Here is a 23,568-nt window from a genome sequence, read left to right on the forward strand (position 1 = left end):
CTGCGCTGTCCGCCCGCCGTCCACGGCGGAGAACGGGCACAACCGGGCATGATCTCCGGGGACGGCACCCTGTTCCACCGCGCTTTCCGACGGTACAAATCTCCGTACGGGCCCATCCGGGCACACAGCTGGGAGAGACCGGACCGTCGTGGAGGCAGAGTGACCGCGGTAGAGCGTCAGCGCGCCATCGTCAGAGCGGCGCGCCGCGCGGGCTCCGTCGAGGTCGCGGAGCTGGCCAAGGAGTTGCGGGTGGCACGGGAAACCGTCCGCCGCGACCTGCGGGTGCTGGAGGCGCACGGACTGCTGCGCCGCACCCACGGCGGCGCCTACCCGGTGGAGAGCGCCGGGTTCGAGACCACCCTGGCCGCGCGCTCCACCCGCCATGTGCCGGAGAAACGGCGTATCGCGGCGGCGGCGGCCGAGCTGGTCGGCGACGCCGAGACCATCTTCGTCGATGAGGGCTACACCCCGCAGCTGATCGCCGAATGCCTGCCGCGTGACCGCCGACTCACCCTGGTCACCGCCTCGTTGGCGGTGGCCAGCTCGATGGCGCAGGTCAGCGAGTTCTCCGTGCTGCTGCTCGGTGGCCGGGTCCGGGAGGCGACGCTGGCCACGGTGGACAGCTGGACCACCAAGATGCTCGCCGGCTTCGTGATCGACCTGGGCTTCATCGGCGCCAACAGCATCTCCAGGGAACACGGCCTCACCACCCCCGACCCGGCCGTCGCCGAGGTGAAACGGCAGGCGGTGCTGGCCTCCAGGCGCCGCGTGTTCGCCGGCATCCACACCAAGTTCGGCGCCGCCAGCTTCTGCCGGTTCGCCGAGATCTCCGACCTCGACACCATCGTCACCAGCGTGCGCCTCCCGGCCGCCGAGGCCCACCGCTACCTCCATCAGGGGCCCCAGGTCATCCGCGTCTGACCCAACCGACCCCAACCGACCCGAACCGTGCCCACCCGCCGAGCGGGTGGGGTGATCCCGCACGGCTTCCACCACCTCAGGAGTACCCCCCATGTCCCTTTCGTCCCGACGCACCCGGTGCGCCCTGGCCGTCGCCACGGCGGCCGGAATGCTGGTCACCTCCTGCTCCGGAGCCGGCGGCTCCGGCTCGTCGGACGGCGACTCCATCAACGTGCTGATGGTCAACAACCCCCAGATGACCCAACTCCAGCAGCTGACGGCCGAGCACTTCACCGAAGAGACCGGCATCGAGGTCAACTTCACCGTCCTGCCGGAGAACGAGGTCAGGGACAAGATCAGCCAGGACTTCGCCAACCAGTCAGGTCAGTACGACGTCGCCACCATCTCCAACTACGAGACACCCATCTACGCCGGCAACGACTGGCTGCACACGCTCGACGACTACCTCGCCGACGACGCCGACTACGCCGTGGACGACATCCTGGAACCCATCCAGACCTCCCTCACCGGCGAGGACGGCAGCGTCTACGCCCAGCCGTTCTACGGCGAGTCGTCGTTCCTGATGTACCGCACCGACGTGTTCGAGGAACACGGGCTGACCATGCCGGACCGGCCCACCTGGACCGAGGTCGCCGACTTCGCCGCCCAGATCGACGGCGCCGAGGCCGACATGAAGGGCATCTGCCTCCGCGGGCTGCCCGGTTGGGGCGAGGTCATCGCGCCGCTGACCACCGTCGTCAACACGTTCGGCGGCACCTGGTTCGACGCCGACTGGGAAGCCAGGCTCACCGACCCCGAGTTCGTCGAGGCGGTCCAGTTCTATGTCGAACTGGTCCGTGAGCACGGGGAGTCGGGCGCCGCCCAGGCCGGCTACGCCGAATGCCTCAACAACATGGTCCAGGGCAACACCGCCATGTGGTACGACGCCACCGCCGGGGCCGGCTCCCTGGAGGCCGAGGACTCGCCGGTGCGCGGCCAGATCGGCTATGTCGCGGCGCCCGTCGAACAGACCGAGAGCTCCGGCTGGCTCTACACCTGGGCCTGGGGCGTCCAGAAGGCGTCCGACAACGCCGACGCCGCCTGGGAGTTCATCTCCTGGGCGTCCGGCACCGAGTACGAGGAGCTCGTCGGCGAGACCCTCGGCTGGGAGAACGTGCCGGCCGGCAAGCGCTCCTCCACCTACGACAACCCCGACTACCAGCAGGCCGCGGGGGCGTTCTACGAGGTGACCAGGAACGCCATCAACGAGGCCGACCCGATCAGCCCCGGCGTGCAGGAACGCCCGGCGCCCGGCGTGCAGTTCGTCGGCATCCCCGAGTTCGCCGACCTCGGCACCCGCGTCTCCCAGGAGATCAGCGGCGCCATCGCGGGACAGCAGAGCGTCGAGGACGCCCTGGCCGCGTCCCAGCGGCTCGCCGACGAGGTCGCGGAGAGGTACCGCGGCTGATGACCACCACCCTCCGAAGCGCCCACCCCGCAAGGGCGGTGGGCCGGTGACCACGACCGCGCACGACGCCGTCGGGCCGCGCCGTCCCCAGGGGACGGCGGCCCGCGGCCGGAGCCGGGCCAGGGCCTGGTCCACCAGGGCGCCGCTGCTGCCCGCCCTGGTGTTCCTCATCCTGGTCACCCAACTCCCGTTCGCCGCGACCCTGGTGATCTCGCTCTTCGAGTGGAACGCCCTCTACCCCGACGAACGGGCCTTCACCGGGTTCGACAACTACGACACGGTGCTCGGCGAAGCCAGCCTGCGGCGCGCCGTGTTCACCACGGCGCTGCTCACCGCCACGGTGGTCATCGTCAGCCTGCTGCTGGGGCTCGCCCTGGCTCTGCTGCTCGACCGCCGCTTCCGGGGACGCGGCCTCGTCCGCACCATGACCATCACCCCGTTCCTGCTGGTCCCCGTCGCCGCCGCGCTGATGTGGAAGCATCTGCTGTTCAACCCCGAATACGGCCTGCTCAACGGCATGTTGGCGAAGTTCGGCGACCTGTTCGGCTTCACCGCGCCCCAGCCGGACTGGATATCGGAGATGCCGCTGCTGGCCGTCGAGGTCTCGCTGATCTGGCAGTGGACCCCGTTCATGATGCTGATCCTGCTCGCCGGACTACAGAGCCGACCGCCCGAACTCGCCGAGGCGGCCAGGATCGACGGCGCGGGCGACTGGCAGATCTTCCGCTACCTCACGCTGCCGCACCTGCGGCGCTACCTCGAACTCGGCGCCCTGCTCGGCTCGATCTACATCGTGCAGAACTTCGACGCCGTCTTCACCCTCACCGGCGGCGCCCTGGACACCGCCAACCTCCCCTATGTCATCTACCGCGAGTTCTACCAGGCGCAGGACTACGGCGTGGCCTCGGCGGCCGGCGTGCTGGTGGTGCTCGGCTCCATCGCCATCGCCGTGTTCGCGCTGCGCGTGGTGTCCTCGCTCTTCCGAGAGGAGGGCAGCCGAGGATGAGCTCCCCGACGCCCACCGCCTCCCGCACCAGGCCACGTTCCGCCAAGGGCACGCTGCTCGGCCTGCTGGCCTGGTTCGCCGGCCTGGTCTTCTTCCTGCCCGTCGCCTGGATGGTGCTGACCTCCTTCCACGCCGAGTCGGACGCGGCCAGCAACCCGCCGGCCCTCACCGCGCCCCTCACCCTGGACGGCTACCGGGAGTTCTTCGGCGCCTCCACCGGCACCGACCCCTGGCCACCTCTGATCAACTCGCTGACCGCCTCGCTGGCGTCCACCGCGCTGGTGCTGCTGCTGGCGCTGCCCGCCGCCTACGCGCTCTCCATCCGGCCGGTGAAGGCCTGGCGCGATGTGCTGTTCTTCTTCCTCTCCACCAAGATGCTGCCCGTGGTGGCCGGGCTGCTGCCCATCTACCTCTTCGCCAAGAACACCGGACTGCTGGACAACATCTGGCTGTTGGTCCTCCTCTACACCTCCATGAACCTGCCGATCGCGGTGTGGATGCTCCAGTCCTTCCTCGCCGAGGTGCCGATCTCGGTGATTGAGGCGGCCCAACTCGACGGCGCCCGACTGCCCGTGCTGCTCAGCCGGGTGATCGCCCCGATCGTGCTGCCCGGCATCGCCGCCACCGCGCTGATCTGTTTCATCTTCAGCTGGAACGAGTTGCTCTTCGCCCGGGTGCTCACCGGCGTCGTCGCCGAGACCGCGCCGGTCTTCCTCACCAGCTTCATCACCAGCCAGGGCCTCTTCCTCGCCCAGCTGTCCGCCGCCGCCATCGCCATCTCGCTGCCGGTGCTCGCCGCCGGCTTCGCCGCCCAGGACAAACTCGTCCAGGGCCTCTCGCTAGGAGCAGTCAAGTGAAAGCCGCCCTGATCGAGTCCGTGGGCACGGTCACCGTCACCACCGTGCCCGACCCGGCCCCCGGCCCCCGCGAGGTGGTCGTCAGGGTCGCCGCCTGCGGACTGTGCGGCACCGATCTGCACATCCGACAGGGCGAGTTCGCCCCGACGCTGCCCGTGGTGCCGGGGCACGAGTTCGCCGGCGAGGTGGTCGCGGTGGGCGGTGACGTCCACGAACGCGCCATCGGCGACCGGGTCGCCGTCGACCCCTCCCTCTACTGCCACGAGTGCCGATACTGCCGCAGCGGCCACAGCAACCTCTGCGACCGGTGGGCCGCCATCGGCGTCACCGTCGCCGGCGGCGCCGCCGAGTACGCGGTGGCCCCCGTCGCCAACTGCGTGCCGCTGCCCGACCATGTCGCCACGGAGGACGCGGCGCTGATCGAGCCGCTGTCCTGCGCGGTGCGTGGCTACGACGTGCTGCGCTCCACGCTCGGCGCCCGGGTGCTGATCTACGGCTCGGGCACCATGGGCCTGATGATGCTGGAGTTGGCCAAACGGACCGGCGCCAGCGCCGTCGACGTGGTGGACATCAACCCCGAACGGCTCGCCACAGCCGGTCAGTTGGGCTGTTCCAACACGGCGGGCAACGCCGACGAGCTTGACCGCCCCCAGGGCTGGGACATCGTGGTGGACGCCACGGGCAACGCGGCGGCCATCCAGGACGGCCTCGGCCGGGTGGCCAAGGCCGGCACCTTCCTCCAATTCGGCGTCGCCGACTACGCCACCACCGCCACCATCGAGCCCTACCGCATCTACAACCAGGAGATCACCATCACCGGCTCGATGGCGGTGCTGCACAGCTACGAACGCGCCGCGGAGCTGTTCGCCACCGGCGTCCTCGACCCCGGCGTCTTCATCAGCGACCGGCTGCCGCTGGACGACTACCCGGCGGCCCTTGACCGCTTCGCCGCGGGCGTCGGCCGGAAGATCGTGGTCCGCCCCTGAGCGGGCGTCACCGCTGGGCGCCGCCCGGCCGCCCCGCCCGAGACGCTCGCTTATGCGGTCGAGAGCGTGGCGGATGGGCGCGGCCGGCGGCGGTCGCTTGACTGGGCCACATGACCACTCTGGCCCTGCTCGGCGCGCTCCTCACCCTGGTACTGGCGGCGGTCGTCGCCGGCACGTTCTTCGCGTTCTCCGTGTCGGTGCTGCCCGGCCTGAACACCCTGGAGCCCGAGCGGGCGGTCGCCTCCATGCGGGCGATGAACGCCAAGATCCTCAACCCGCTCTTCCTGACGCCCTTCATGGCCGTGCCGCTGACGGCGATCGCGACCGCGCTCGCGCTGCTGGCCCTCGGCCACCGAGCCGCCGCCCTCGCCTTCGTCGCCGCCGCGGTCACCTACGCGGTGGGCGCCTTCCTGCCCACGGTGGCGGTGAACGTCCCCCTCAACGAGGCCCTCGCCACGGGCACCGCCGACCCCGCCACCAGCTGGCAGGACTTCGCCCCCCGCTGGGCCCACTTCAACGCGCTGCGCACGGCCTCCGGCACGGCCACCGTCCTCCTCTCCGCCGTCGGCCTCCACCTGTGGCCCCGCTGATCGCTGCGCGCTGGCGCCAAGCGGTACCGGCCACCGGCCGAACCGGCGGCCTGGGCGTCCGCCCACCGGCCGGGACGGCCGTTCTCCCCACCCGGGCTCCCGCGCCGGGGGCGTGGTCGCCGGGGGGTGTTCGGGCGGGCGGCCGGGTCGTCCGCGCTGGCACGCGGGGCTGTTGGCCGGGTCGTCCGTTCTTCCCCGCCGGGGCGTTCGGCTACTGGCCGGGCCAGCGGTTCCCCCGCCGGGGCTCCCGCCCACCGGCCCGGGGCGGCCGTTCTCCCCGCCTGGGCTCCCGCGCTGGGGCGCGGTCGCCGGCGGGGGGTGTTTTGGGCGGCCGGTTGGGTGTTCGCGCTGGCGCGCGGGCCGTTGGCCGGGGGTGCGGTGCTGTTGCCCGGCATTGCGGCTGATCGCTGCGCGCTGGCGCTAAGCGGCACCGACCACCGGGCACGCCGGCGGCCCCCACCCGCGCTGGCGCGCGGGGCTACAGGCAGGGGCGGTCGTTGTCCCCGTCCGCGCCGTCCGCGCTGGCGCGCTCCCGGCCACCGGCCGGGACGGCCGCCCGGGGCGTTCCCGCTGGTGCGCGGGGCTACCGTCCGCGCTCCCGCGCCGTCCGCGCCGTCCGCGCTCCCGGCCACCGGCCGGGACGGTCGGTCGGGTGTTCGCGCTGGCGCGCTCCGCGCTCCCGCGTTGGCGCCAAGCGGTACCGACCACCGGCCGCGCCGGTCGTTCTCGCCGCCGTTCGCGCGGTCGCGCCGTCGCGCGGTCGCCGGTGGTTGGAGGGCTATGGCCGGCAGAGTAGTTCGCCGTGGGGGACGAGGAACCAGCCGTCGGGGTCGGTGCCCCAGGTGTGCCAGGCGGTGGCGGTGGCGTGCAGGTCCTCGGTGGTCGCGTGGCCGCCGAGGAGGGCGAGGTCGGCGAAGGGGGTGGCGGTCGTCCGCTCCGCCCACAGGCCGCTCCACCACGCGCGGTCGGCCTCGTCCGCGAAGCACCACGCCGAGGCGGTCGGGGTGATCTCGCCGAAGCCCGCCGCCCTGGCCCAGGCGAAGAGCCTGCGTCCCGCGTCCGGCTCGCCGCCCTCCGCCCGCGCCACCCGCCGATAGCGCTCCAGCCAGGTGTCAAGGCCCCGGTGCTCGGGGAACCACGTCATCGCCGCGTAGTCGGCGTCCCGGACGGCGACCACTCCGCCGGGGCGGCAGACCCGGCGCATCTCGCGCAGGGCGCGCACCGGGTCGGGGAGATGCTGGAGCACCTGGTGGGCGTGGACGACATCGAAGGAGTCGTCGTCGAAGGCCAGCGCATGGGCGTCGGCCGTTGCGAAACGGATGTCGGTGAGGCCCCTGGACTCCGCCTCGGCGCGGGCCGCCGCCAGGATGCCGGGCGCGTGGTCCACGGCGGTCACGGGCCCGGGGGCCACCCGCCCCGCCAGGTCGGCGGTGAGCGTGCCAGGGCCGCAGCCGATGTCCAACAGGGCCTGCCCGGGGCGCAGTTCGGGCAGCAGATAGGCGGCGGAGTTCTCCGCGGTGCGCCAGCGGTGGGAGCGCAGCACCGAGGCATGGTGCCCATGGACGTAACGGGACTCCTGAGGCGTCTTCGACATGCCGACACCCTCCCCCTCGTCTCAGAGTCCGGTCAATATCGTTCCGTATCATGGACGCCGTCACTGGATCGGCCCAGGGGGCCGGGCCGCCCGGATGGCCCCCAGGCGTGGCCGTGCTGCGCTGAAAGCGTGAGTCGCCGCGCGTTGGGAGAGGGGCCCCATGACGGACCGGACGGAACCAACCGAGCGGCCCGGGCCGGCCGCCAGCGCCGATCCGGGTGGCCGGCGGTCGACCCCGCCGCGCCCGCTCTTCCAGCGGCGGCTCTGGCCGCGCGGCTTCGCCGACCGGCTCACCGAGCCGCTGCCCGGGCTTCGCCCGATGCTGCGGGCCGTCCGGCAGGGCGCGCTGCGCCCCGGCGCCTCCGCCCGTTACGCCGCGGCCGGGCTGCCGGTCGCGCCCGAGCCGGTGCCGGACGTCGGCCCGGACACGGTGGCCGTCAGCTGGGCCGGGCACGCGAGTTGGGTGGTCCGCATCGGAGGGCTGACGGTGCTCACCGACCCCGTCTGGTCGCGCAAGATCCTCGGCACCCCGCCGCGGCTCACACCCGTCGGCGTGCCCTGGAGCGCGCTGCCGCCGGTGGACGCCGTGGTGATCTCGCACAACCACTACGACCACCTGGACGCGCCGACCCTCAAACGGCTGCCCCGGCTGACCCCGCTCTTCGTGCCGGCGGCGCTGGGCGACTGGTTCCGCCGCAAGGGCTTCACCCGGGTGACCGAGCTCGACTGGTGGGAGAGCGCCGAACTCCCCGCCGCCGGCGGGCCGGTGCGGTTCGACTTCGTGCCGGCCCACCACTGGTCGCGGCGCGGGCTGCTGGACACCTGCCGGACGCTCTGGGGCGGTTGGGTGCTCTCGGACGGCGCTGGCCAGCGGGTCTACTTCGCCGGGGACAGCGGCTATGGCCACTGGTTCGCCGAGATAGGCGCCCGCTATCCCGGCATCGACCTGGCGCTCCTGCCGATCGGCGCCTACGCCCCGCCCTGGCTGCTGCGGCCCGTCCATGTCGACCCCGAGGAGGCCGTCCGCGCCTGTCAGGACCTGGGTGCGACGCTGATGGCCCCGATGCACTGGGGCACGTTCTCCCTCTCCGCCGAGCCTCCGCTGGAGCCGCTGGTCCGCGTCCGCGCCGCCTGGCGCGCGGCCGGCCGCGCGCCCGAGGACCTCTGGGACCTCCCCATCGGCGCCAGCCGCGTCCTCGAACGCGACCCCTGACCGCCCGGATGCCCGGCGTGAAGGCTTTGAAGCGATTCCGTGGACCTGGTCTGCCCTCGGGCAGGCGTTTGCGGCATCTGGTGGACTTTAAGGTAATTCACTTACGCGAACGGCGTGTTGCGGCACTTCCTTCGATGTGTAGCGTGCGGTGTCCGACATTCATCGTTCGAGAGGTGCTTATGAACAGGCCCATACGCTTGGTCGCTCCCGCCGCGCTGGCTGCGGTCCTGATGGTCAGTGGTTGCAGTAGTGACGAAGAGAGTGAAGGGAGCGACGACGCGCGGGCCAGCGTGGACGCCGAGGAGAGCGAGGACGCGCCGGAGCAGGCCGAGGCGGCGACCGAGGAGCCTTCCGAGGAGACCGATGCCGCCTCGGCGGAGCCGGAGATAGCGGAGGAGCCGGGGGCCACCGACGACCAGGAGAGCGCCTCCACCCCGTTCGAGGGCTACTACCTTGACCAGAGCAGCGGCGAGGGCGGGCAGATGCTTCTGGTGGACGACGGCGCGGCGCTGTTCGTCGCCTCCTACCCGAACGGTGATGTCTGCGCGGGCACCCTCGACGGAACGCACCTGTCGTTGTCCTGCGAGGGAACGGGCGACAGCCCCTGGCTGGAGACGGAGGCGACCCTCGCGGCGCTGCCCGAACCGATGAAGGGCTTTGAGATGACGTGGTCGTCCGGTGTCACATCACGCAATCTCGTCCAGGCGGCATCGGATGTGCAGGACGTCAACGACAACGTGCGGAGCAGCGTTCCCGCGGTCGACGACTGGCTTCGAGCCCGCGCCTAGCGAGCACGCCGAGAGGCGCGGGCCGGGGCGTCAGTCGCCCTCGGGGGTGGCGGGGCGGCGGCGGAGGCGGGGTAGGGCGGCGATCAGGAGGGTGAGGGCGATGGCGGCCACCACGCCCTGCCAGGGGTGGGGGAAGAGCGCGCCGCCGACCACGCCGAGGAGCCCGTAGACGCCGGCCCAGGCGATCGTGGCCGGGAGGTTGCCGCGCAGATAGACATGGACGGGGGTCCGGGAGACCAGGCAGGCGAGCATCACGGGGAGCCGGCCGGCCGGGACCAGCCGGGAGACCAACAGCAGCACGGTGCCCTGGCGTTCAAGACGCCGCTGGGCGTTCTTCAGCGTCGCCGGGGAGACATGGGCGCTGATCCGGTCCAGCCAGCGGGACCCCCGGCGGCCCAGCAGGAACAGCGCCGTGTCGCCGAGGAACGCGGCGCCCGCCGCCACCACCCAGACCAGCAGCGAGGTGACCACCGGATCGCTGTGGTGCACGGCGACCACGGCGGCCGAGCTGACCAGCGCGCCGGTCGGCACCACGGGCACCAGCGAGCCGAGCAGCACCAGCGCGAACAGCGACGGATAGCCGATGGCCTGCTGGGCGCTCTCGCTGTTGACCGTCTCCTCCGCCGCCAGCGCGGCGCCGGCCAGCGCCACAGGCATCGCCGTCACCCGGCCACCGCCAGCCGCACGCTCTCCCCGTGGGTCAGCCGGTGCACCCGCACATCGGGCGCCAGCCGGGCGGCGTGCCGGTAGAACTCGTCGCCGGGGGCGTGGAACTCGTGCGGGCGCACAGCCGACATGCCCAGGGGCCAGTAGGTGCCGTAGTGCACCGGGACCGCGGTGCGGGGCCGCAGCCTGGCCAGCGCCTCGGCGGCGCGTTCCGCGTTGAGGTGGCCATGGCCGAGTCCCGGGCCCCAGCCGCCGACCGGCAGCAGCGCCGAGTCGACCGGGCCGACCTCCTCGGCCATCCCGCCGAAGAGGTCGGTGTCCCCGGCGAAGTAGGTCCTGGCCTCGCCCTCGACGACAAAGCCGAGCGCCGCCGCCCGGTGCCGCCCGAACGGCATCCGTCGCCCGTCGTGCTCGGCGGGCACCGCCCGCACCGTGATCGGCCCCATGGTCAGCCGATCTCCCGCGGTCAGCTCGCAGAAGTGCGGCCGGGGGGCCAGCCGGCGCAGCGCCGGCACCGCGTCGAGCGTGCCGCGCGGCAGCACCAGCGGGACGCCGGCGGGCAGGGTGGCCAGCGAGCGCAGATGCAGATGGTCCCGGTGCAGGTGGGAGACCAGCACCAGGTCCACGTCGCGGGCCCGGGGCGGCGGCAGCGTTCCCCGGCGGCGTCTCAGATGGGCGCAGCGGCGGGTGAGCAGCGGATCGGTGAGCACGGCCGTGCCGGAGTCGCGGACCGTGGCCGTGGCATGACCCCACCAGGTGATCTCCACGGACATGGGCGCTCCTCCCTCGATCGCGTGTTCGGTCGGTGGCGGGTCGGTGGGACGTCGGGCCGGTCGGCCCCGGTCAAGGATGCCAGGTGGCGCGCGGGGCGGCGGCGGGAGAAAGGGGGGCGCTCCGACGCCGGACCCCGCTGATCGGTAAGGATGGCAGAGGAGCGCGGCGGGCAGCGGATCGGGAACCGGAACGGAGGCGGTGCGGCGGTGGGCGGGTGGCGGAACGCGGGCGCGGCGGTGTTGCGTGTCCTGGCGGTATGGGCGGTGGCCACGGTCACCCTGATCGTGCTCGCCCTGCTGCTGCCGGACTTCCACCTCCAGTCGGCCGACGGCGACAGCCTCACCAGGGTGGGGCTCACGGCCGCGCTGGGCGCCGGGTTCTTCGGCCTGCTGAACGCCCTGGTGTGGCCGTGGCTGGTGCGCGCGCTGCTGCTGGTGCCCGCCCTCGCGCTCGGCTCCCTGGTGTTCCTGCTCAACGGTTCACTGATGCTGCTGGCGCTCAGCGCGGTGCCGGGCCGTGGCCAGGCCGGCGCGGGCACCGCCGTGGTGGTCGCCGCCGCCACCTCCGTGACGTCGTCGGCGACCAGCGCCTTCCTGGCCGTCAGGGATCGGGGCGCGGCCAGTCGCCGGCTGCGCCGGATGGCCGGACTGCGCTCATGGGGCTCCCGGCGTTCCACCCCGAAGCCCCGGAGCCGGGCCGCCGGCATGGTCATCCTCCAGCTGGACGGCATCGGGCTCGGCGTGCTGCGCGGGGCGATCATCGGTGAGCGTCCCGTGATGCCGACGCTGGCCGGGCTCTGCGCGCACACCCATCGGCTGACCGGCTGGCGCACCGACTGGTCCAGCCAGACCGGTGCCTCCCAGCTCGGCATCCTGCACGGCAGCAACGAGGACGTGCCGGCGTTCCGCTGGTACGAGAAGGAGACCGGGCAGGTGCTGGTGAGCAACCGGCCGTCCAGCGCCGCCGAGTTGCAGCGCAGGGCGCAGGCGCGGTCAGGGAGCGCCGGGCTGCTCGCCGAGGACGGCGCCAGCCGGGGCAACCTCTTCACCGGCGGCGCCGGACAGGCGGCGCTGGTGCTCTCGGTCGCGGCCAGGCGGCGCGCCGGCCAGCGTTCCAGGGCCGGCTACTTCGCCTACTTCTCCGATCCCGCGCACGCCGCGCGCACCGCGGGATCGTTCGTCGCCGAGCTGGTGCGGGAGGTCGGCCAGTCGCTCCGCGCCCGGCTCGCCGGGGTGCGGCCCCGGGTGTCGAGGGGCGGTCTCTACCCGCTGATCCGGGCGTTCGCCACGGTGGTGCAGCGGGACGTGGTCACGGCCTCGGTGGTGGGCGACATCCTCAACGGGCGTGGCGTGGTCTACGCGGATCTGGTCGCCTACGACGAGGTGGCGCACCACTCGGGCCCCCACAGCCGGGACACCCGGCAGGTGTTGGCCCGTCTCGACCGCTGCGTGGAGCTGATCACCCAGGCCGTCGACCACGCGCCGCGCCCCTACCACCTGGTGCTGCTCTCCGACCACGGGCAGAGCCACGGGCCGACGTTCGCCGGCGCGTTCGGGCACGGCCTTGAGGAGCTGGTGCGGATCGGCTGCGGGCAGCCGGTGCCCAGGATGCCGCGCCGGGAGGAGAGCGGGGCCGAGGCGAGGGGCGCGGCCCGGGTGGCGCTGCACCGTCCGGAGGAGCCGGCCGAGCCGCCGCCCCGGGAGCGTGACGAGCCCGGCTCCGACACCGCGCCCGTGGTGCTGGCCTCGGGCAACCTGGGCCTGGTGTCCTTTCCCGACCTGCCGGGGCGCGCGGATCGGCAGGCCATCGACGGTCGCTATCCGGCGCTGCTGCGGACCCTCGCCGAGCATCAGGGCATCGGGTTCCTGCTGGTGTGGGACGCGCTCCACGGCCCGGTGGTGCTGGGCGCGGGCGAGGCCGAACACCGGCTGGCCAGCGGGGAGATCAAGGGGGCCGACCCGCTCGCGCCGTTCGGCCCCGGGGCGGCGGAGGCGGTGCGGCGCACCGCCGGGTTCCGGCACTGCGCGGACATCATGGTCAACTCCGCCTACGATCCGGTCGCTGGCACGGTGCACGCCTTCGAGGAGCAGATCGGCTGCCACGGCGGCCTCGGCGGCGCGCAGAGCCGGGCGTTCCTGATGTCCCCCCACGCGCTGTCGCCGCCCGCTCGGGACGGCGAGCTGGTCGGCGCCGAGGCGCTGCACCGGGTGCTGCGCCGTTGGCTGGACGAGGCGGCCACCGGCCGGCCCGATCCGGCGGGCGCCCCCGCGCGGGCCGCCTCGTAGCGCGGATCGCCCCTGGCGGGCCTACGCTGGCGGGGAACGTGCTCGGAACGTGAGTGGAGGAGAGCGGCCATGGCACCGAAGCCGTTGAACGAGGTGGAGATCGGCGAGGTCCTCAGCGGCCTGCCTGGCTGGTCGTTCGGTGACGATCGGCTGGTGCGCGAGTACACCCTGGACGGTCCGCCGGCCGCCGTGGCGATGCTGGTGCATGTGTCGACCATCCAGGAGGAGCTCGACCACCACGCCAGCCTGACGGTCACCTACGACCAGCTGGGCGTCTCGGTCAACACCCACAGCGTGGGCGGCAAGGTCACCGAGTTGGACACCCAACTGGCCACCCGTATCGAGGAGATCGCGCCCGCCCACGGCGCCCGCTGACGGCCGCCCGGCGCCGGGAACTAAGCGGTGGAACGGGGGGCGGGCCCGTCGCATACTGACGCCCATGGCCGACCACCAGTTCGCCGACGCTGATCTCGCCGCGCTCTACGACCGTTTCCACCCCTGGGAGTCCAGGGGCGACTCCCCCTTCTATCTGCCGCGTGTGCTGGCGGCGCGCGCGGTGTTGGACATCGGCTGTGGCACGGGGATGCTGCTGCACCGCGCGCGGGACGCCGGACACACCGGCCGGCTCTGTGGACTCGACCCGGCCGTGGGGATGTTGGAACAGGCCCGACGGCGCACCGATGTCGAATGGGTCCAGGGCGATCTGGAAACCGTCGACTGGCACGGCGAGTTCGACCTGGCGGTGATGACGGGCCACGCCTTCCAGGTGCTGGTGGACGACGAGGAGCTGCGCGCCGCGCTCGCCGCCGTGCGTCAACTCCTCACCAGGGACGGCCGGTTCGCCTTCGAGACCCGCAATCCCGCGGTCCGCGTCTGGGAGCGTTGGACGCCCGAGAACGGCGCGTCCACCAGGGCCCCGGACGGCGCCCTGGTGCGGATGGAGCACCGCGTGCTGAGCCCCGCTCCCGGCGAGGCGCTGGCGGGGACGGTCACCTTCTCCACCACCTTCTCCAGCCCCGACTGGCCGCGTGACGACGAGAGTTCGAGCACGTTGCGGTTCCTGGACGTGTCCGAGCTCGACGCGTTTCTGGCCGAGGCGGGGCTGGAGGTGGCGGAGCGGTACGGGGACTGGGACGGCAACCCGTTCGACCCCGAACACAGCCCGGAGATCATCGTCTTCGCCCGCCGGAGCGAACGGGTGGCGCCGTAGCCCTGACGCGTCAGCCCTGCGGCATCAGCACCCCGTCGATGAGATAGACCGTGGCATTGGCGGTCTGCACGTTGCCGCAGACCACGGACGCCTCGTTGACCTGCCAGGACTCGCCCTCGCCCGAGACCGTCACGGTCTCGCCCTGGAGGGTCTCGAAGGAGCCCTGGGTCAGGTCCTCGGGCGCCAGCCGCTCGCCCACCACGTGGTAGGTGAGGACGCCGCCCAGCGCGTCGGGGTCGGCCAGCAGCCCGTTGAGGTCCTCCTCGGGAATCTCGGCGAACGCCGCGTTCACCGGGGCGAACACCGTCAGGTTCTCCGTGGAGTTGAGGGTGTCGCCGAGGCCGGCCGCCTCCACCGCGCTCACCAGTGTGGAGAGTTCGGGGTTGTTGCTGGCGGCGGTGGCCACCGGGTCCTGGGCCATGCCGTCGAAGCTGCCGGCCCCGTCCGAGGGAACGGCGGCGCAGGCGGGGCCGAACGGCTCGGCGGCCATGTCGCCCGAGGCGTCCTCCTCCGGCGGCGCCTCGTCCGTGCCGCCGTCCTCGTCGGCGGCGCCGTCGTCGCTTCCCGAGCTCTCCGAGCTCTCGTTCTGGTCGTCCGAGTCGTCGTCGGAGGAACAGGCCGCCAGGCTCAGCGGCAGCGCGGCGGCTGCCACCACGGCGACGGCGGTTCGGCGGGCTCGGTTCATGGTGATACGCATGAGATACAACTCCCTTGTGATGTAACGAAAATGATGTTCAGTCAGATGGTTCGGTCCGGCCGGCTCAGTCCACCCGCACCACCACCGAGTGGCGTCCGGTGGCGCCGTCGGGCACGGTGCCCTGCCGGTCGGCGGTCTGGGTCGCCCCCTCGCGATCGGTGGCGCGCACCTCGATGCGGTGCGAGCCCGCCTCCGGGGTCCAGCGCCAGTGCCACTGGCGCCAGGTGTCGACGGAGTCCTCGTCGGCCAACTCGGCCTCCTCCCAAGGGCCTTCGTCCACCCGCACCTCGACGCGGTCGATGCCGGTGTGCTGGGCCCAGGCGACGCCGGCCACCGGGACGGTCTCGCCGGCCCGCAGATCGGCGAAGCCCCGGGGGGTGTCGATCCGCGACTGGGTCTTGATCGGCGCCTCCACCGCCCAGCCGCGCCTGACCCAGTACGGGTCGAAGTCGCCGAAGGTGGTCAGCTCCAACTCCTCCAGCCATTTGCAGGCGGAGACATAGCCATAGAGCCCGGGCACCACCATCCGGGCCGGATAGCCGTGCTCGAACGGCAGCGGCTCCCCGTTCATCCCGATCGCCAACAGCGCGTCCCGGCCGTCGAACACGGCGGACAACGGGGTGCCAAGCGTCATGCCGTCCACCGACCTGGCCACCAACTGGTCCGCCTCGCCGCCCTGTTGCGGCGGGCGCACGCCGGCGGCGCGCAGCAGCTCGGGCAGTGGCACCCCCAGCCAACTGGCGTTGCCCACATAGGGGCCGCCGACCTCGTTGGAGACACAGGTCAGGGTGATCCGCCGCTCCACCAGCTCATGCGCCAGCAGGTCGGCGAAGCTCAGCGTCACAGGGCGGGAGACCCCACGGCCGTGGATCCGCAGCCGCCAGGTGTCGACATCCACCCGGGGCACCGTCAGCGCGGTGTCCACCCGGTAGAAGTCGCCATTGGGCGTACGGAACGGGGCGACGCCCGGTATGTCCAGGGCCGCGCCCGGCGGCAGCGGCGGCGCCGGGGAAGCGGGCGGCGGCAGCCGCAGCGCCTCGCGGGACGCCGCCACCTCGGCGGCGTCGGCGGCGTTGCGCCACCGCGCCAGCAGCCCGGCGCCCGAGGAGGCCACCGCGACCGCGCCGGCCGCCAGCAGAAAGCGCCGCCGCCCGGCGCCACCGGCCCAGATACCGGGGGACGCGGGGGGCGCCAACGCGCCGACCAGCGCCCACAGCGTGCCGGCCGCCACCACGGCGCCCAGCAGCGAGGGCAGGAAGTCCCAGCCGCCGGCGTCCGGACGCTCGGCCGCCGCCAGTGCGCCGACCCCGCCGAACGCCACCGCCACGCCGGCCACCAGCCGCCGCCAGCGGCGTGCCAACACCCCGGCCAGCAGGGCGAGTAGCGCGAGCACAGCGAGGATGCCCAGCCGCAACACCAGCTTGTCCTGGTCGCCGAAGGTGCGAATCGCCCAGTCCTTCACCGGGGTTGGCGTCCGGTCGATCGCCGCGCCGCCCACCGCCGTGACCGGCCCGGCCTCGCGCCGCACCGCCACGGCGGCCAGCAGTTCGGCCACCGCCAAGCCGGCCGCCACGGCCAGCAGACCGGCCAGCGCGGCCAACGCCCCTCTCAGCAACCTGTCTCTGTCCCTCACACCCCTGCTTCGGGCCCCAACGCCCCCCGGATGGGTCGGAGAAGAAGAAATCTCCAGAGAATCCTTCGGAGGGCGTTCAGAGAGGTCGTTCAGAGAAGTCGTTCAGAGAGGCGAGGCCGTTCGGGGAGGCCGGAGAGGGCGACCCCGCGCTGACCCGGCACTAGCCGGCGAAGGCCATCGTGGCCAGCGGCTCCGTGGTCGGCTGCGGTGAGCCGCCGGACGGCTCCACCGTGATGCCCATGCCGCCGGCCCCGTCGACCCGGCCGTCCATCAGCAGCGCGCTGTCGCCGGCGGCCGGATCCAGCAGGCCCGCCGGGCGCATCGTGCCCGCGTCGTCGAACCACAGCTGGTACACCCGGTCCGCCGGCGGTTCGGGCAGCCCGGAGGCGAGGAACGCCGCCTGGTCATGGCCGGGGGAGAGGACCACCGTCGCAGTGCCGCCGCCGGGCAACTCGCCCGTGGTGATACGGGCGTCCGGCGCGGCCAGCACCCGCGTCAACGCGTCGGCGTGCCGCTCGGCGCGCTCCACCCCCTCCCTGGCCCGCTCGGCCTCCTGCCACTGCCACACCGTCGTGCCGGCCAGGACGGCGGCGGCCAGACAGGCGGCCAGGGCGAACCTGGACATCCTGGGCGTCAGCCGCCGCACCAGGCCGGCCGGCGGCTCCTGCCGCACGGAGCCGATCCGCCGCAGCACCGTCTCCCGCATCGCCCGCGGCGGCACCCGCGCCGCCGCCACGCCCAACCGCCCCGCCGTCTCGGCGAGTTCGGCGACCTCATGGGCGCATGCCTCGCAGCGCCGCAGATGCCGCTCGAACCGGGCCCGCTCCTCGTCGGAGACGGCGTTGAGCGCGTAGGCGCCGCTCAGCGTGTGCGACTCGGCCTCGTATCGCTCGCTCATCCGGTCACCCCCAGGCAGTCCCGCAGCCGGATCAGCCCGTCCCGCAGCCTCGTCTTCACCGTACCCAGCGGCAGTGACAACAGCTGGGCCACCTCGCGGTAGGTGAGGCCCCGGTAGTAGGCCAGGGTCACCGACTCGCGCTGCCTGGGCGTGAGCGAACCCACGCAGCGCCGCACCTGCTCCCGTTCCAGCCGGGTCTCGACCTGCTCCGTCACCTCGTCGAACGGGGGCGTCCGGTCCAGCAGCGCGGCGCGCCGCTCGCGGTCGCTGGACGCCTGCGCCGACCGCACCCGGTCCACCGCGCGGCGGTGCGCCATGGTCATCACCCAGGCCATGGCCGAGCCGCGCTCGGGACGGTAGCGCGCGGCCTGCCGCCAGACGTCGAGCAACACCTCCTGCGCCACCTCCTCCGACTGCGCCGGATCCCGCAGCACGCTGCGCACCAGCCCCAGCACGGGCCCGGCGACGGCGTCGTAGACGGCGGCGAAGGCGTCGTGGTCGCCCTTGGCGACCTCGGCCAGCAGCGCCCCCAGATCCGGCACGGCCGCCCGCGCCGGGGCCACCGTCCGGGCCGGCTTCCTCACCACGAGGCACCTCCGCGCCGCCGACACGGCGTCCCGGTGGACGGACTGCTCGGGGGTGATGTCATGGTTCCTCCGTGGTGGACTGACCGGCTCGCTTCCCATTCGTCGCCGCGCCGGCCACGGATGGGTCAACGAGTCGAAGCGCTTCCGGCTTCGGCCCGCGCGGCTCCGGATACGCCACCGGGCCGTCTCCGCTGACGGGAGGCGGCCCGGTCAAGGGAGGTTCGCTCAGATCCAGTTGGCCTCGTCCGGGTCGGCGCCCACCCGGTTCGGGGTGTCGAGCGCGGCGATCGCGACGAGGTCCTCGTCGTCCAACGAGAAGCCGAACACGTCGAAGTTCTCGGTGATCCGCGCCGGGGTGACGGACTTGGGGATCACCACGTTGTCCAGCTGGAGATGCCAGCGCAGCACCACCTGGGCGGGGGTGCGCCCGTGCTTGGCCGCGATCCTGGCCAGCTCGGGCTCGTCCAGGAGGCCCTTGCCCGAGCCCAGCGGGGACCACGCCTCGGTGGCGATGCCGTGCTCCGCGTGGAAGGCGCGGGACTCGGCCTGCTGGAAGTTGGGGTGCAGCTCGATCTGGTTGAGCGCGGGCACGATGTCCGTCTCGTCCAGCAGCCGGCGCAGATGCTTGGGCTTGAAGTTGGAGACGCCGACCGCGCGGGCCCGGCCGTCGGCCAGGATCTGCTCCAGCGCCTTCCAGCTCTCGACGTAGTTGTCGTGGGCGGGGGCCGGCCAGTGGATCAGATAGAGGTCGACATAGTCGAGCCCCAGCTTGCCGAGCGAGCGGTCGAAGGCGGCGAGCGCCTTGTCGTGGCCGTGGTCGGTGTTCCACAGCTTGGTGGTGACGAACAGCTCCTCACGCGGCAGTCCTGAGGACGCCAGCGCCCGGCCGGTGCCCTCCTCGTTGCCGTATATGGCGGCGGTGTCGATGCTTCGGTACCCGGCGGCGAGGGCCTGACCGACCGCGATCTCGGCCTGGTCGTCCGGAACCTGCCAGACGCCGAAACCGAGCTGCGGCATCTGCACGCCATTGTTCAGAGTGACTTGGGGGACGCTACTCACGTGCTGTTTGGTCCTTTTCTGATCGCCCAGGATCGTTTAGCGGTGGTTCTGCGCATTCTGTCTTCATATTCCACGATGGGTCGCACCCATGCCTGGACGTCCGGTGCGATCCACCGCCGGGCAGGGAGGCCCCTTGACCGAACACCTGGACGACGCTCAGTGTTCCCGGGCGGTGTCGGCGAGCCCGACGAGTCGCTCGGCGCCGCTGTAGACGTTCATCGAGGTGCCGCGCAGGAAGCCGACCAGGGTCATTCCCGCCTCGGCCGCCAGATCGACGGCAAGCGACGAGGGCGCCGACACGGCGGCCAGCGCCGGGATGCCGGCCATCACCGCCTTCTGCACCAGCTCGAACGACGCCCGCCCCGACACCAGCAGCAGCGCGTCGCGCAGCGGCAGGGCGCCGGCCTGGAGCGCGTGCCCGACGATCTTGTCCACCGCGTTGTGCCGGCCCACGTCCTCCCGCACGTCGAGCAGCGTGCCGTCCGCCGCGCAGAGCGCCGCCGCGTGCAGTCCGCCGGTGCGGTCGAAGACGCGTTGGGCGGCGCGCAGCCGTCCCGGCAGCTCGGCCAGCACGGCGGGATCGATGGCCGGGCCCGCCGGCAGCGGCAGCGGCCAGCGGGCGGTGGTGCGCACCGAGTCCAGGCTGGCCTTGCCACACAGCCCGCACGACGAGGTGGTGTACACCTGCCGGGCCAGCGAGGCGTCCGGCGGCGGCACCCCGTCGGCGAGCCGCACATCCACGACGTTGTAGGTGTTGCCGCCCTCGGGGCCCGTCGCGCCGGCGCAGTAGGCGATCCTGGCCAGCTCGTCCCGCTCCGCCAGCACGCCCTCGCTCACCAGAAAGCCGCAGGCCAGGGCGAAATCGTCGCCCGGCGTTCGCATGGTGATCGCCAGCGGGCGTCCGTTCACCCGGATCTCCAGCGGCTCCTCGCCGACCAGTGTGTCGGCCCGTGTGTCGATGACCCCGTCCCTGACCCTGATGACGCGGCGGCGTTCGGTGACCCGTCCCATGCCAGCCATCATGGCACCGGCCCGCGCCCCCGGGGTCGGTGGCGCGGGCCCGGCCAGCTCAGTCGCGGGCGCGCAGGCTCTCCGGCGGGCCGAGGTAGCTGGGGCGGAGGCCGCCGGTGTCCACCACCAGCTTCTGCACGACCACCGTCGGGTCGACCATCCAGAACTTGAGCAGATGACGGCCCGGCTCGGAGACGGTGTGCTCGGTGGTGATCACGGTGGCGTTGTCCGAGGTGTTGCGCGCCCACTGCGGGTTCATGTTCTGGTCATCCGACCCGGTGAGCGCGGTGATGTTCACCGACTGGGGTGCCTCGTCGTCGAAGGAGACGGCATAGCTGAGACCGTCGGTCGGCAGCACGTTGTTGCGGGGGGAGAGATAGGACAGCACCCGCACCGTGCCCGAGGTGAAGAGCGTCAACTCGTACTCCAGGCGCGGCCCGCGCCCCCCGGGGGTCTGGCGCGGCGCGGTCACGGGGAACGGGGTGACGCCGGCACCGGTGCGGCCCAGATCGGGCAGCGTCCGCCAGGAGATCCCGGCGGTGTGCACGGCGCGGGTGTAGTGCGCGGCCTCCATCGACACATAGCCGCCCGCCTCGACAAAGCCGTGCAGCCGGCGGCGCGGCGTGCCCGGGTTGTCCACCTCGGCCACCACCTCGACCTCCCGGCCGGCGCCGGAGACCGTGACCGGCACGGTGTGCCGGCCGACCGGTGCCGCGTCGTAGTCGACGGACAGCTCCACCCGCACCTGGTCGGCGACCGTCCCCGTCGGCTCGCTGACCGTGAGCCAGGGCTCGGCCACGGTGATCCGGTAGTCGAAGGGCTCGCTGCCCCGGTTGAACACCTCGACATACTGCGGGGGGTGGCTCTGGTAGGGGCTGAACGCGGGCAGCACGGCGGGGCTGGTGGCATGCGGCCACCAGTCGGTCGACCCGTCGACGGCCACCCCCAACTCGGCCCCGGCGACCGGCTCGATCCGTCGCACCGGGGGGAACACCGCGTCCGGCAGGGCCACGTGGTCCGGGGTCTGCGGCTGCTGCCAGGGGGCGTCGGGTCCGTAGCGCTCCACGTCGCCGTAGCCGATCTTGGGCTGGGTCTGGAAGCCGGCCCACTTCCCGTCCGCCAGTTCGTTGTTGTAGAAGTCCGACATCGCCTGGTCGTCGGCGAACCTGGCGTCGGTGGCGTCCGCGAGCTCGTTGGTGGCCAGCCGGCCCTGTTCCGCGTAGTGCAGGCTGGTGAACTCGGCGGCCCGCAGGGCATAGAGGTTCGCCGTCGCCTCCACCTGGTACTGCACCAGCTGGTAGAAGGCCTCCTGGCTGTCCGCCGGCAGCCCGTCCCCTATCTGCTGTACCCGGGCGTCCAGTGCCTCCCATTCGGCGGTCACCCGTTCCAGCTCCCGGTAGTTGACCAGGCTGAACGGGGTGGCCTGGTCGTCGTGGACGACGGCGCTCGGGTCGGTGGCCAGGTCCTTCTCCGGGTCCACGGTGATCCGCCGGTTGAGCAGTTCGGGCTTCCTGCGCGCCTGGAGCACCCCGTAGGTGTGCAGCACCTCGGCGATCGCCTCGGCGTGCTCGGGCCCGAAGTTCTCCTGGGCGTACCGCCGTTCCCACGCGCCCAGCGCCTCGATGTCGAGGCGCTCCGGGTCCCAGGCGTAGTCGAGGAAGAACTGGAGCGGCATCTCCTCGGCCTTGAGGTCGCCCACATTGACCACCCAGAGGCGGTCGATGCCGTAGCGGTAGCCGAGGTGGAGCTGTTCCCAGGTGCTCGCCAGGTTGATCGTGTCGACCCACTTGTAGTTGCGGCCGACGCCCACATAGTCGAAGTGGTAGTAGAGGCCGTAGCCACCGGATCGCTCGGGCAGCCGGGGGTCCGGCACCTTGCGCAGGTTGCCCCAGTTGTCGTCACAGAAGATCACGGTGACGTCGTCCGGCGGACGCAGGCCCTCGTCCCAGTAGTGCTGAACCTCCTTGTAGAGCGTCTGGACCTGTGGAATGCCCGTCAACGCATCGTCGGTCAGCTCGTCCAGGATCTCGCGTTGGCTGGCGATGATGCTCTCCATCAGCTCGATGCCGTCCCCGTCGGGGAGGCTGACATCGCCGTTGCCGCGCATCCCGAGGGTGACCACGCCCTCGAAGCCCTCGTCCACCATCCGCCGCACGCCGTCGGCCCAGTACCGCTTGATGGCCTCGCCGTTGAAGCGGAAGCTCCACTCGCCGGTGCCGCCGTACGGGTCGCTGCCCGGGGTGACGATGTCGCCGTCCTCGTCCCGCTGGGCCGGCACCGCGTGCCGGTTCCACTCCTCGATCCCGCGCATCATCGGGCCCTCGTGCGAGGTGCCCATGACCACGCCGTAGGCGGTGGCGGTGGCGTGGTTGGCCGGGTCGTCCTCGGCGAACGCGCGGCCCCAGACCGCCGGCCAGAGGTAGTTGCCCTTCAGCCGCAGCAGCACCTCGAACACCTTGGCGTAGAAGCCGCTGTTGAACCCGCCCTCGTAGCCGGGCGCGTGCCCCGGGCCGAAGAACGCGGGCGCCCAGGTGCCCAGGGCCGGGTTCTCGTCGTTGATGAAGAAGCCCCGGTACTTGACGGCCGGCGTGCCCTGGGTGTGCCTGCCGGGCAGCGCGTAGAGGGCGTCCTGGTGCGGTGTGTGCACATCGTCCCACCAGTACCAGGGGGAGACGCCGGCCTGCCGGGAGACCTCGTAGACGCCGAAGATGGTGCCGCGCTGGTCGCTGCCGGCCAGCACCAGGGCGCGTCTGACCCCCGGCAGCGGGTCGATCACCACCTGCTGGCGGCTGGTCTCCCAGCGGCCCTCGATCCCGTCGACGTCGAGCTTGCCCGACTCGACGAGCCGGTCGATCAGCGGGCTCCGGCCGATGGTGCCGATGATGACGGCGACGTCCATCCGCCCGGCCGGCTCGCGCAGTATCTCGGGTGCGACATGGGTGACACGTTCGATGTCGGCGCGCAGGTCCTCGGCCACGCGGACGACTCCGGGGAAGTCGTCGTCGCTGACCAGGATCGGGGTTGCCCGCCCTTCGGCGACCAGGGGCAGGCTTCCGGGGCGCCAGGTGGAGGAGATGAAGGCGTCGCGCCGGTCGGCCGGCCTGGCGTGGGCGGGGGTGACGGTGGGGACGGCGGTGGCAGCGACGGTGAGCGGAAGGATGCTCAGAAAGGCACGCCGGCTCGTCATGATTTCAGCTCCGGGCGTTGAGGGGGTCACCGATAATTATCGGGGCAGTTCCGGAAGGCTAATGACGTGCTCACGACGGGTCAAGAGGCACGCAACGGGCGCCTGTCCAGCGGGTGTTGTGGGTCCCGTGGCCGAAAAGTTTTCAGTGCCTCGGCCCGG

Annotated in this window: 21 protein-coding genes; 11 read left to right on the forward strand and 10 right to left on the reverse strand. The window is 72.5% G+C overall.

The window, feature by feature from the left end:
* Positions 1 to 159: 159 nt before the first annotated feature.
* The 6 genes from K4G22_RS26170 (at position 160) to K4G22_RS26195 (ending at position 5,807) form a co-directional block, all read left to right on the forward strand.
* Entirely contained in the window at positions 160 to 921 is a 762-nt protein-coding gene (locus tag K4G22_RS26170) for a DeoR/GlpR family DNA-binding transcription regulator (RefSeq protein WP_228082905.1), read from the forward strand.
* A 91-nt stretch (positions 922 to 1,012) separates the two neighbouring features.
* Positions 1,013 to 2,368, forward strand: coding sequence for an ABC transporter substrate-binding protein (locus K4G22_RS26175; protein WP_228082906.1), 1,356 nt, complete (start codon positions 1,013 to 1,015; stop codon positions 2,366 to 2,368).
* 46 nt (positions 2,369 to 2,414) lie between these two features.
* Positions 2,415 to 3,374 carry a carbohydrate ABC transporter permease gene (locus tag K4G22_RS26180; RefSeq protein WP_228082907.1) on the forward strand — a complete coding sequence of 320 codons (960 nt, stop codon included), beginning with the start codon at positions 2,415 to 2,417 and terminating at the stop codon, positions 3,372 to 3,374.
* On the forward strand, positions 3,371 to 4,231 hold the full coding sequence (locus K4G22_RS26185; protein WP_228082908.1) for a carbohydrate ABC transporter permease: 861 nt from the start codon (positions 3,371 to 3,373) through the stop codon (positions 4,229 to 4,231). The genes K4G22_RS26180 and K4G22_RS26185 overlap by 4 nt, the downstream gene beginning before the upstream one ends.
* Positions 4,228 to 5,217, forward strand: coding sequence for a zinc-dependent alcohol dehydrogenase family protein (locus K4G22_RS26190; protein WP_228082909.1), 990 nt, complete (start codon positions 4,228 to 4,230; stop codon positions 5,215 to 5,217). Before K4G22_RS26185 ends, K4G22_RS26190 begins: the two co-directional genes overlap by 4 nt.
* A 110-nt stretch (positions 5,218 to 5,327) precedes the next feature.
* On the forward strand, positions 5,328 to 5,807 hold the full coding sequence (locus K4G22_RS26195) for an anthrone oxygenase family protein (RefSeq protein WP_228082910.1): 480 nt from the start codon (positions 5,328 to 5,330) through the stop codon (positions 5,805 to 5,807).
* Positions 5,808 to 6,585: 778 nt separating this feature from the next.
* Here K4G22_RS26195 and K4G22_RS26200 read toward each other — a convergent pair.
* Entirely contained in the window at positions 6,586 to 7,401 is an 816-nt protein-coding gene (locus K4G22_RS26200; protein WP_228082911.1) for a methyltransferase domain-containing protein, read from the reverse strand.
* A 160-nt stretch (positions 7,402 to 7,561) separates the two neighbouring features.
* Here K4G22_RS26200 and K4G22_RS26205 point away from each other — a divergent pair, with 160 nt between their 5' ends.
* Both K4G22_RS26205 and K4G22_RS26210 read left to right on the forward strand, forming a co-directional pair.
* Positions 7,562 to 8,614 (forward strand): MBL fold metallo-hydrolase, encoded by a 1,053-nt coding sequence (locus K4G22_RS26205; RefSeq protein WP_228082912.1) that lies wholly within the window; start codon positions 7,562 to 7,564, stop codon positions 8,612 to 8,614.
* A gap of 179 nt (positions 8,615 to 8,793) precedes the next feature.
* Positions 8,794 to 9,402, forward strand: a complete 609-nt coding sequence (locus tag K4G22_RS26210) for a hypothetical protein (RefSeq protein ID WP_228082913.1) — start codon at positions 8,794 to 8,796, stop codon at positions 9,400 to 9,402.
* Between the two features lie 30 nt (positions 9,403 to 9,432).
* Here the strand turns inward: K4G22_RS26210 and K4G22_RS26215 are convergent, their stop codons facing one another.
* Positions 9,433 to 10,059 carry a DedA family protein gene (locus K4G22_RS26215; RefSeq protein WP_228084236.1) on the reverse strand — a complete coding sequence of 209 codons (627 nt, stop codon included), beginning with the start codon at positions 10,057 to 10,059 and terminating at the stop codon, positions 9,433 to 9,435.
* A 5-nt stretch (positions 10,060 to 10,064) separates the two neighbouring features.
* Entirely contained in the window at positions 10,065 to 10,841 is a 777-nt protein-coding gene (locus K4G22_RS26220; protein ID WP_228082914.1) for an MBL fold metallo-hydrolase, read from the reverse strand.
* 150 nt (positions 10,842 to 10,991) lie between these two features.
* Here K4G22_RS26220 and K4G22_RS26225 point away from each other — a divergent pair, with 150 nt between their 5' ends.
* From K4G22_RS26225 to K4G22_RS26235, 3 genes are all read left to right on the forward strand, one after another.
* Complete coding sequence (locus K4G22_RS26225; protein ID WP_228082915.1) at positions 10,992 to 13,127, forward strand: phage holin family protein; 2,136 nt, start codon at positions 10,992 to 10,994, stop codon at positions 13,125 to 13,127.
* A 69-nt stretch (positions 13,128 to 13,196) separates the two neighbouring features.
* Positions 13,197 to 13,502: a 4a-hydroxytetrahydrobiopterin dehydratase gene (locus tag K4G22_RS26230; RefSeq protein ID WP_228082916.1), complete on the forward strand. Its 306-nt coding sequence runs from the start codon at positions 13,197 to 13,199 to the stop codon at positions 13,500 to 13,502.
* A gap of 64 nt (positions 13,503 to 13,566) precedes the next feature.
* Positions 13,567 to 14,337 (forward strand): class I SAM-dependent DNA methyltransferase, encoded by a 771-nt coding sequence (locus tag K4G22_RS26235; RefSeq protein WP_228082917.1) that lies wholly within the window; start codon positions 13,567 to 13,569, stop codon positions 14,335 to 14,337.
* 10 nt (positions 14,338 to 14,347) lie between these two features.
* Here K4G22_RS26235 and K4G22_RS26240 read toward each other — a convergent pair whose 3' ends face one another.
* From K4G22_RS26240 to K4G22_RS26270, 7 genes are all read right to left on the reverse strand, one after another.
* Positions 14,348 to 15,034, reverse strand: coding sequence for a fasciclin domain-containing protein (locus K4G22_RS26240; RefSeq protein WP_425336752.1), 687 nt, complete (start codon positions 15,032 to 15,034; stop codon positions 14,348 to 14,350).
* A gap of 64 nt (positions 15,035 to 15,098) precedes the next feature.
* Positions 15,099 to 16,667, reverse strand: a complete 1,569-nt coding sequence (locus tag K4G22_RS26245) for a molybdopterin-dependent oxidoreductase (protein ID WP_228082918.1) — start codon at positions 16,665 to 16,667, stop codon at positions 15,099 to 15,101.
* A gap of 160 nt (positions 16,668 to 16,827) precedes the next feature.
* Positions 16,828 to 17,565: an anti-sigma factor gene (locus K4G22_RS26250; RefSeq protein ID WP_228082919.1), complete on the reverse strand. Its 738-nt coding sequence runs from the start codon at positions 17,563 to 17,565 to the stop codon at positions 16,828 to 16,830.
* Complete coding sequence (locus K4G22_RS26255) at positions 17,562 to 18,152, reverse strand: sigma-70 family RNA polymerase sigma factor (protein WP_425336753.1); 591 nt, start codon at positions 18,150 to 18,152, stop codon at positions 17,562 to 17,564. The genes K4G22_RS26250 and K4G22_RS26255 overlap by 4 nt, the downstream gene beginning before the upstream one ends.
* 225 nt (positions 18,153 to 18,377) lie before the next feature.
* Entirely contained in the window at positions 18,378 to 19,211 is an 834-nt protein-coding gene (locus K4G22_RS26260) for an aldo/keto reductase (RefSeq protein ID WP_322785138.1), read from the reverse strand.
* A 156-nt stretch (positions 19,212 to 19,367) separates the two neighbouring features.
* Complete coding sequence (fdhD, locus tag K4G22_RS26265) at positions 19,368 to 20,222, reverse strand: formate dehydrogenase accessory sulfurtransferase FdhD (protein ID WP_228082922.1); 855 nt, start codon at positions 20,220 to 20,222, stop codon at positions 19,368 to 19,370.
* Positions 20,223 to 20,280: 58 nt separating this feature from the next.
* A complete protein-coding gene (locus tag K4G22_RS26270; protein WP_228082923.1) occupies positions 20,281 to 23,409 on the reverse strand; it encodes a glycosyl hydrolase 115 family protein in 3,129 nt (1,042 codons plus the stop codon).
* Positions 23,410 to 23,568: the final 159 nt, after the last annotated feature.

Origin of the sequence: Streptomyces profundus, assembly GCF_020740535.1 — a bacterium.
Lineage (GTDB): Bacteria > Actinomycetota > Actinomycetes > Streptomycetales > Streptomycetaceae > Streptomyces > Streptomyces profundus.

Excerpts from the sequence above, each read along its gene's own strand:
- K4G22_RS26215 (WP_228084236.1), bottom strand. The coding sequence starts at position 10,059 with ATGCCTGTGGCGCTGGCCGGCGCCGCGCTGGCGGCGGAGGAGACGGTC.
- K4G22_RS26175 (WP_228082906.1), top strand. The coding sequence starts at position 1,013 with ATGTCCCTTTCGTCCCGACGCACCCGGTGCGCCCTGGCCGTCGCCACG.
- K4G22_RS26195 (WP_228082910.1), top strand. The coding sequence starts at position 5,328 with ATGACCACTCTGGCCCTGCTCGGCGCGCTCCTCACCCTGGTACTGGCG.
- K4G22_RS26230 (WP_228082916.1), top strand. The coding sequence starts at position 13,197 with ATGGCACCGAAGCCGTTGAACGAGGTGGAGATCGGCGAGGTCCTCAGC.
- K4G22_RS26270 (WP_228082923.1), bottom strand. The coding sequence starts at position 23,409 with ATGACGAGCCGGCGTGCCTTTCTGAGCATCCTTCCGCTCACCGTCGCT.
- K4G22_RS26235 (WP_228082917.1), top strand. The coding sequence starts at position 13,567 with ATGGCCGACCACCAGTTCGCCGACGCTGATCTCGCCGCGCTCTACGAC.
- K4G22_RS26210 (WP_228082913.1), top strand. The coding sequence starts at position 8,794 with ATGAACAGGCCCATACGCTTGGTCGCTCCCGCCGCGCTGGCTGCGGTC.
- fdhD (WP_228082922.1), bottom strand. The coding sequence starts at position 20,222 with ATGGGACGGGTCACCGAACGCCGCCGCGTCATCAGGGTCAGGGACGGG.
- K4G22_RS26185 (WP_228082908.1), top strand. The coding sequence starts at position 3,371 with ATGAGCTCCCCGACGCCCACCGCCTCCCGCACCAGGCCACGTTCCGCC.
- K4G22_RS26250 (WP_228082919.1), bottom strand. The coding sequence starts at position 17,565 with ATGAGCGAGCGATACGAGGCCGAGTCGCACACGCTGAGCGGCGCCTAC.
- K4G22_RS26225 (WP_228082915.1), top strand. The coding sequence starts at position 10,992 with ATGGCAGAGGAGCGCGGCGGGCAGCGGATCGGGAACCGGAACGGAGGC.
- K4G22_RS26220 (WP_228082914.1), bottom strand. The coding sequence starts at position 10,841 with ATGTCCGTGGAGATCACCTGGTGGGGTCATGCCACGGCCACGGTCCGC.
- K4G22_RS26200 (WP_228082911.1), bottom strand. The coding sequence starts at position 7,401 with ATGTCGAAGACGCCTCAGGAGTCCCGTTACGTCCATGGGCACCATGCC.
- K4G22_RS26205 (WP_228082912.1), top strand. The coding sequence starts at position 7,562 with ATGACGGACCGGACGGAACCAACCGAGCGGCCCGGGCCGGCCGCCAGC.
- K4G22_RS26240 (WP_425336752.1), bottom strand. The coding sequence starts at position 15,034 with ATGCGTATCACCATGAACCGAGCCCGCCGAACCGCCGTCGCCGTGGTG.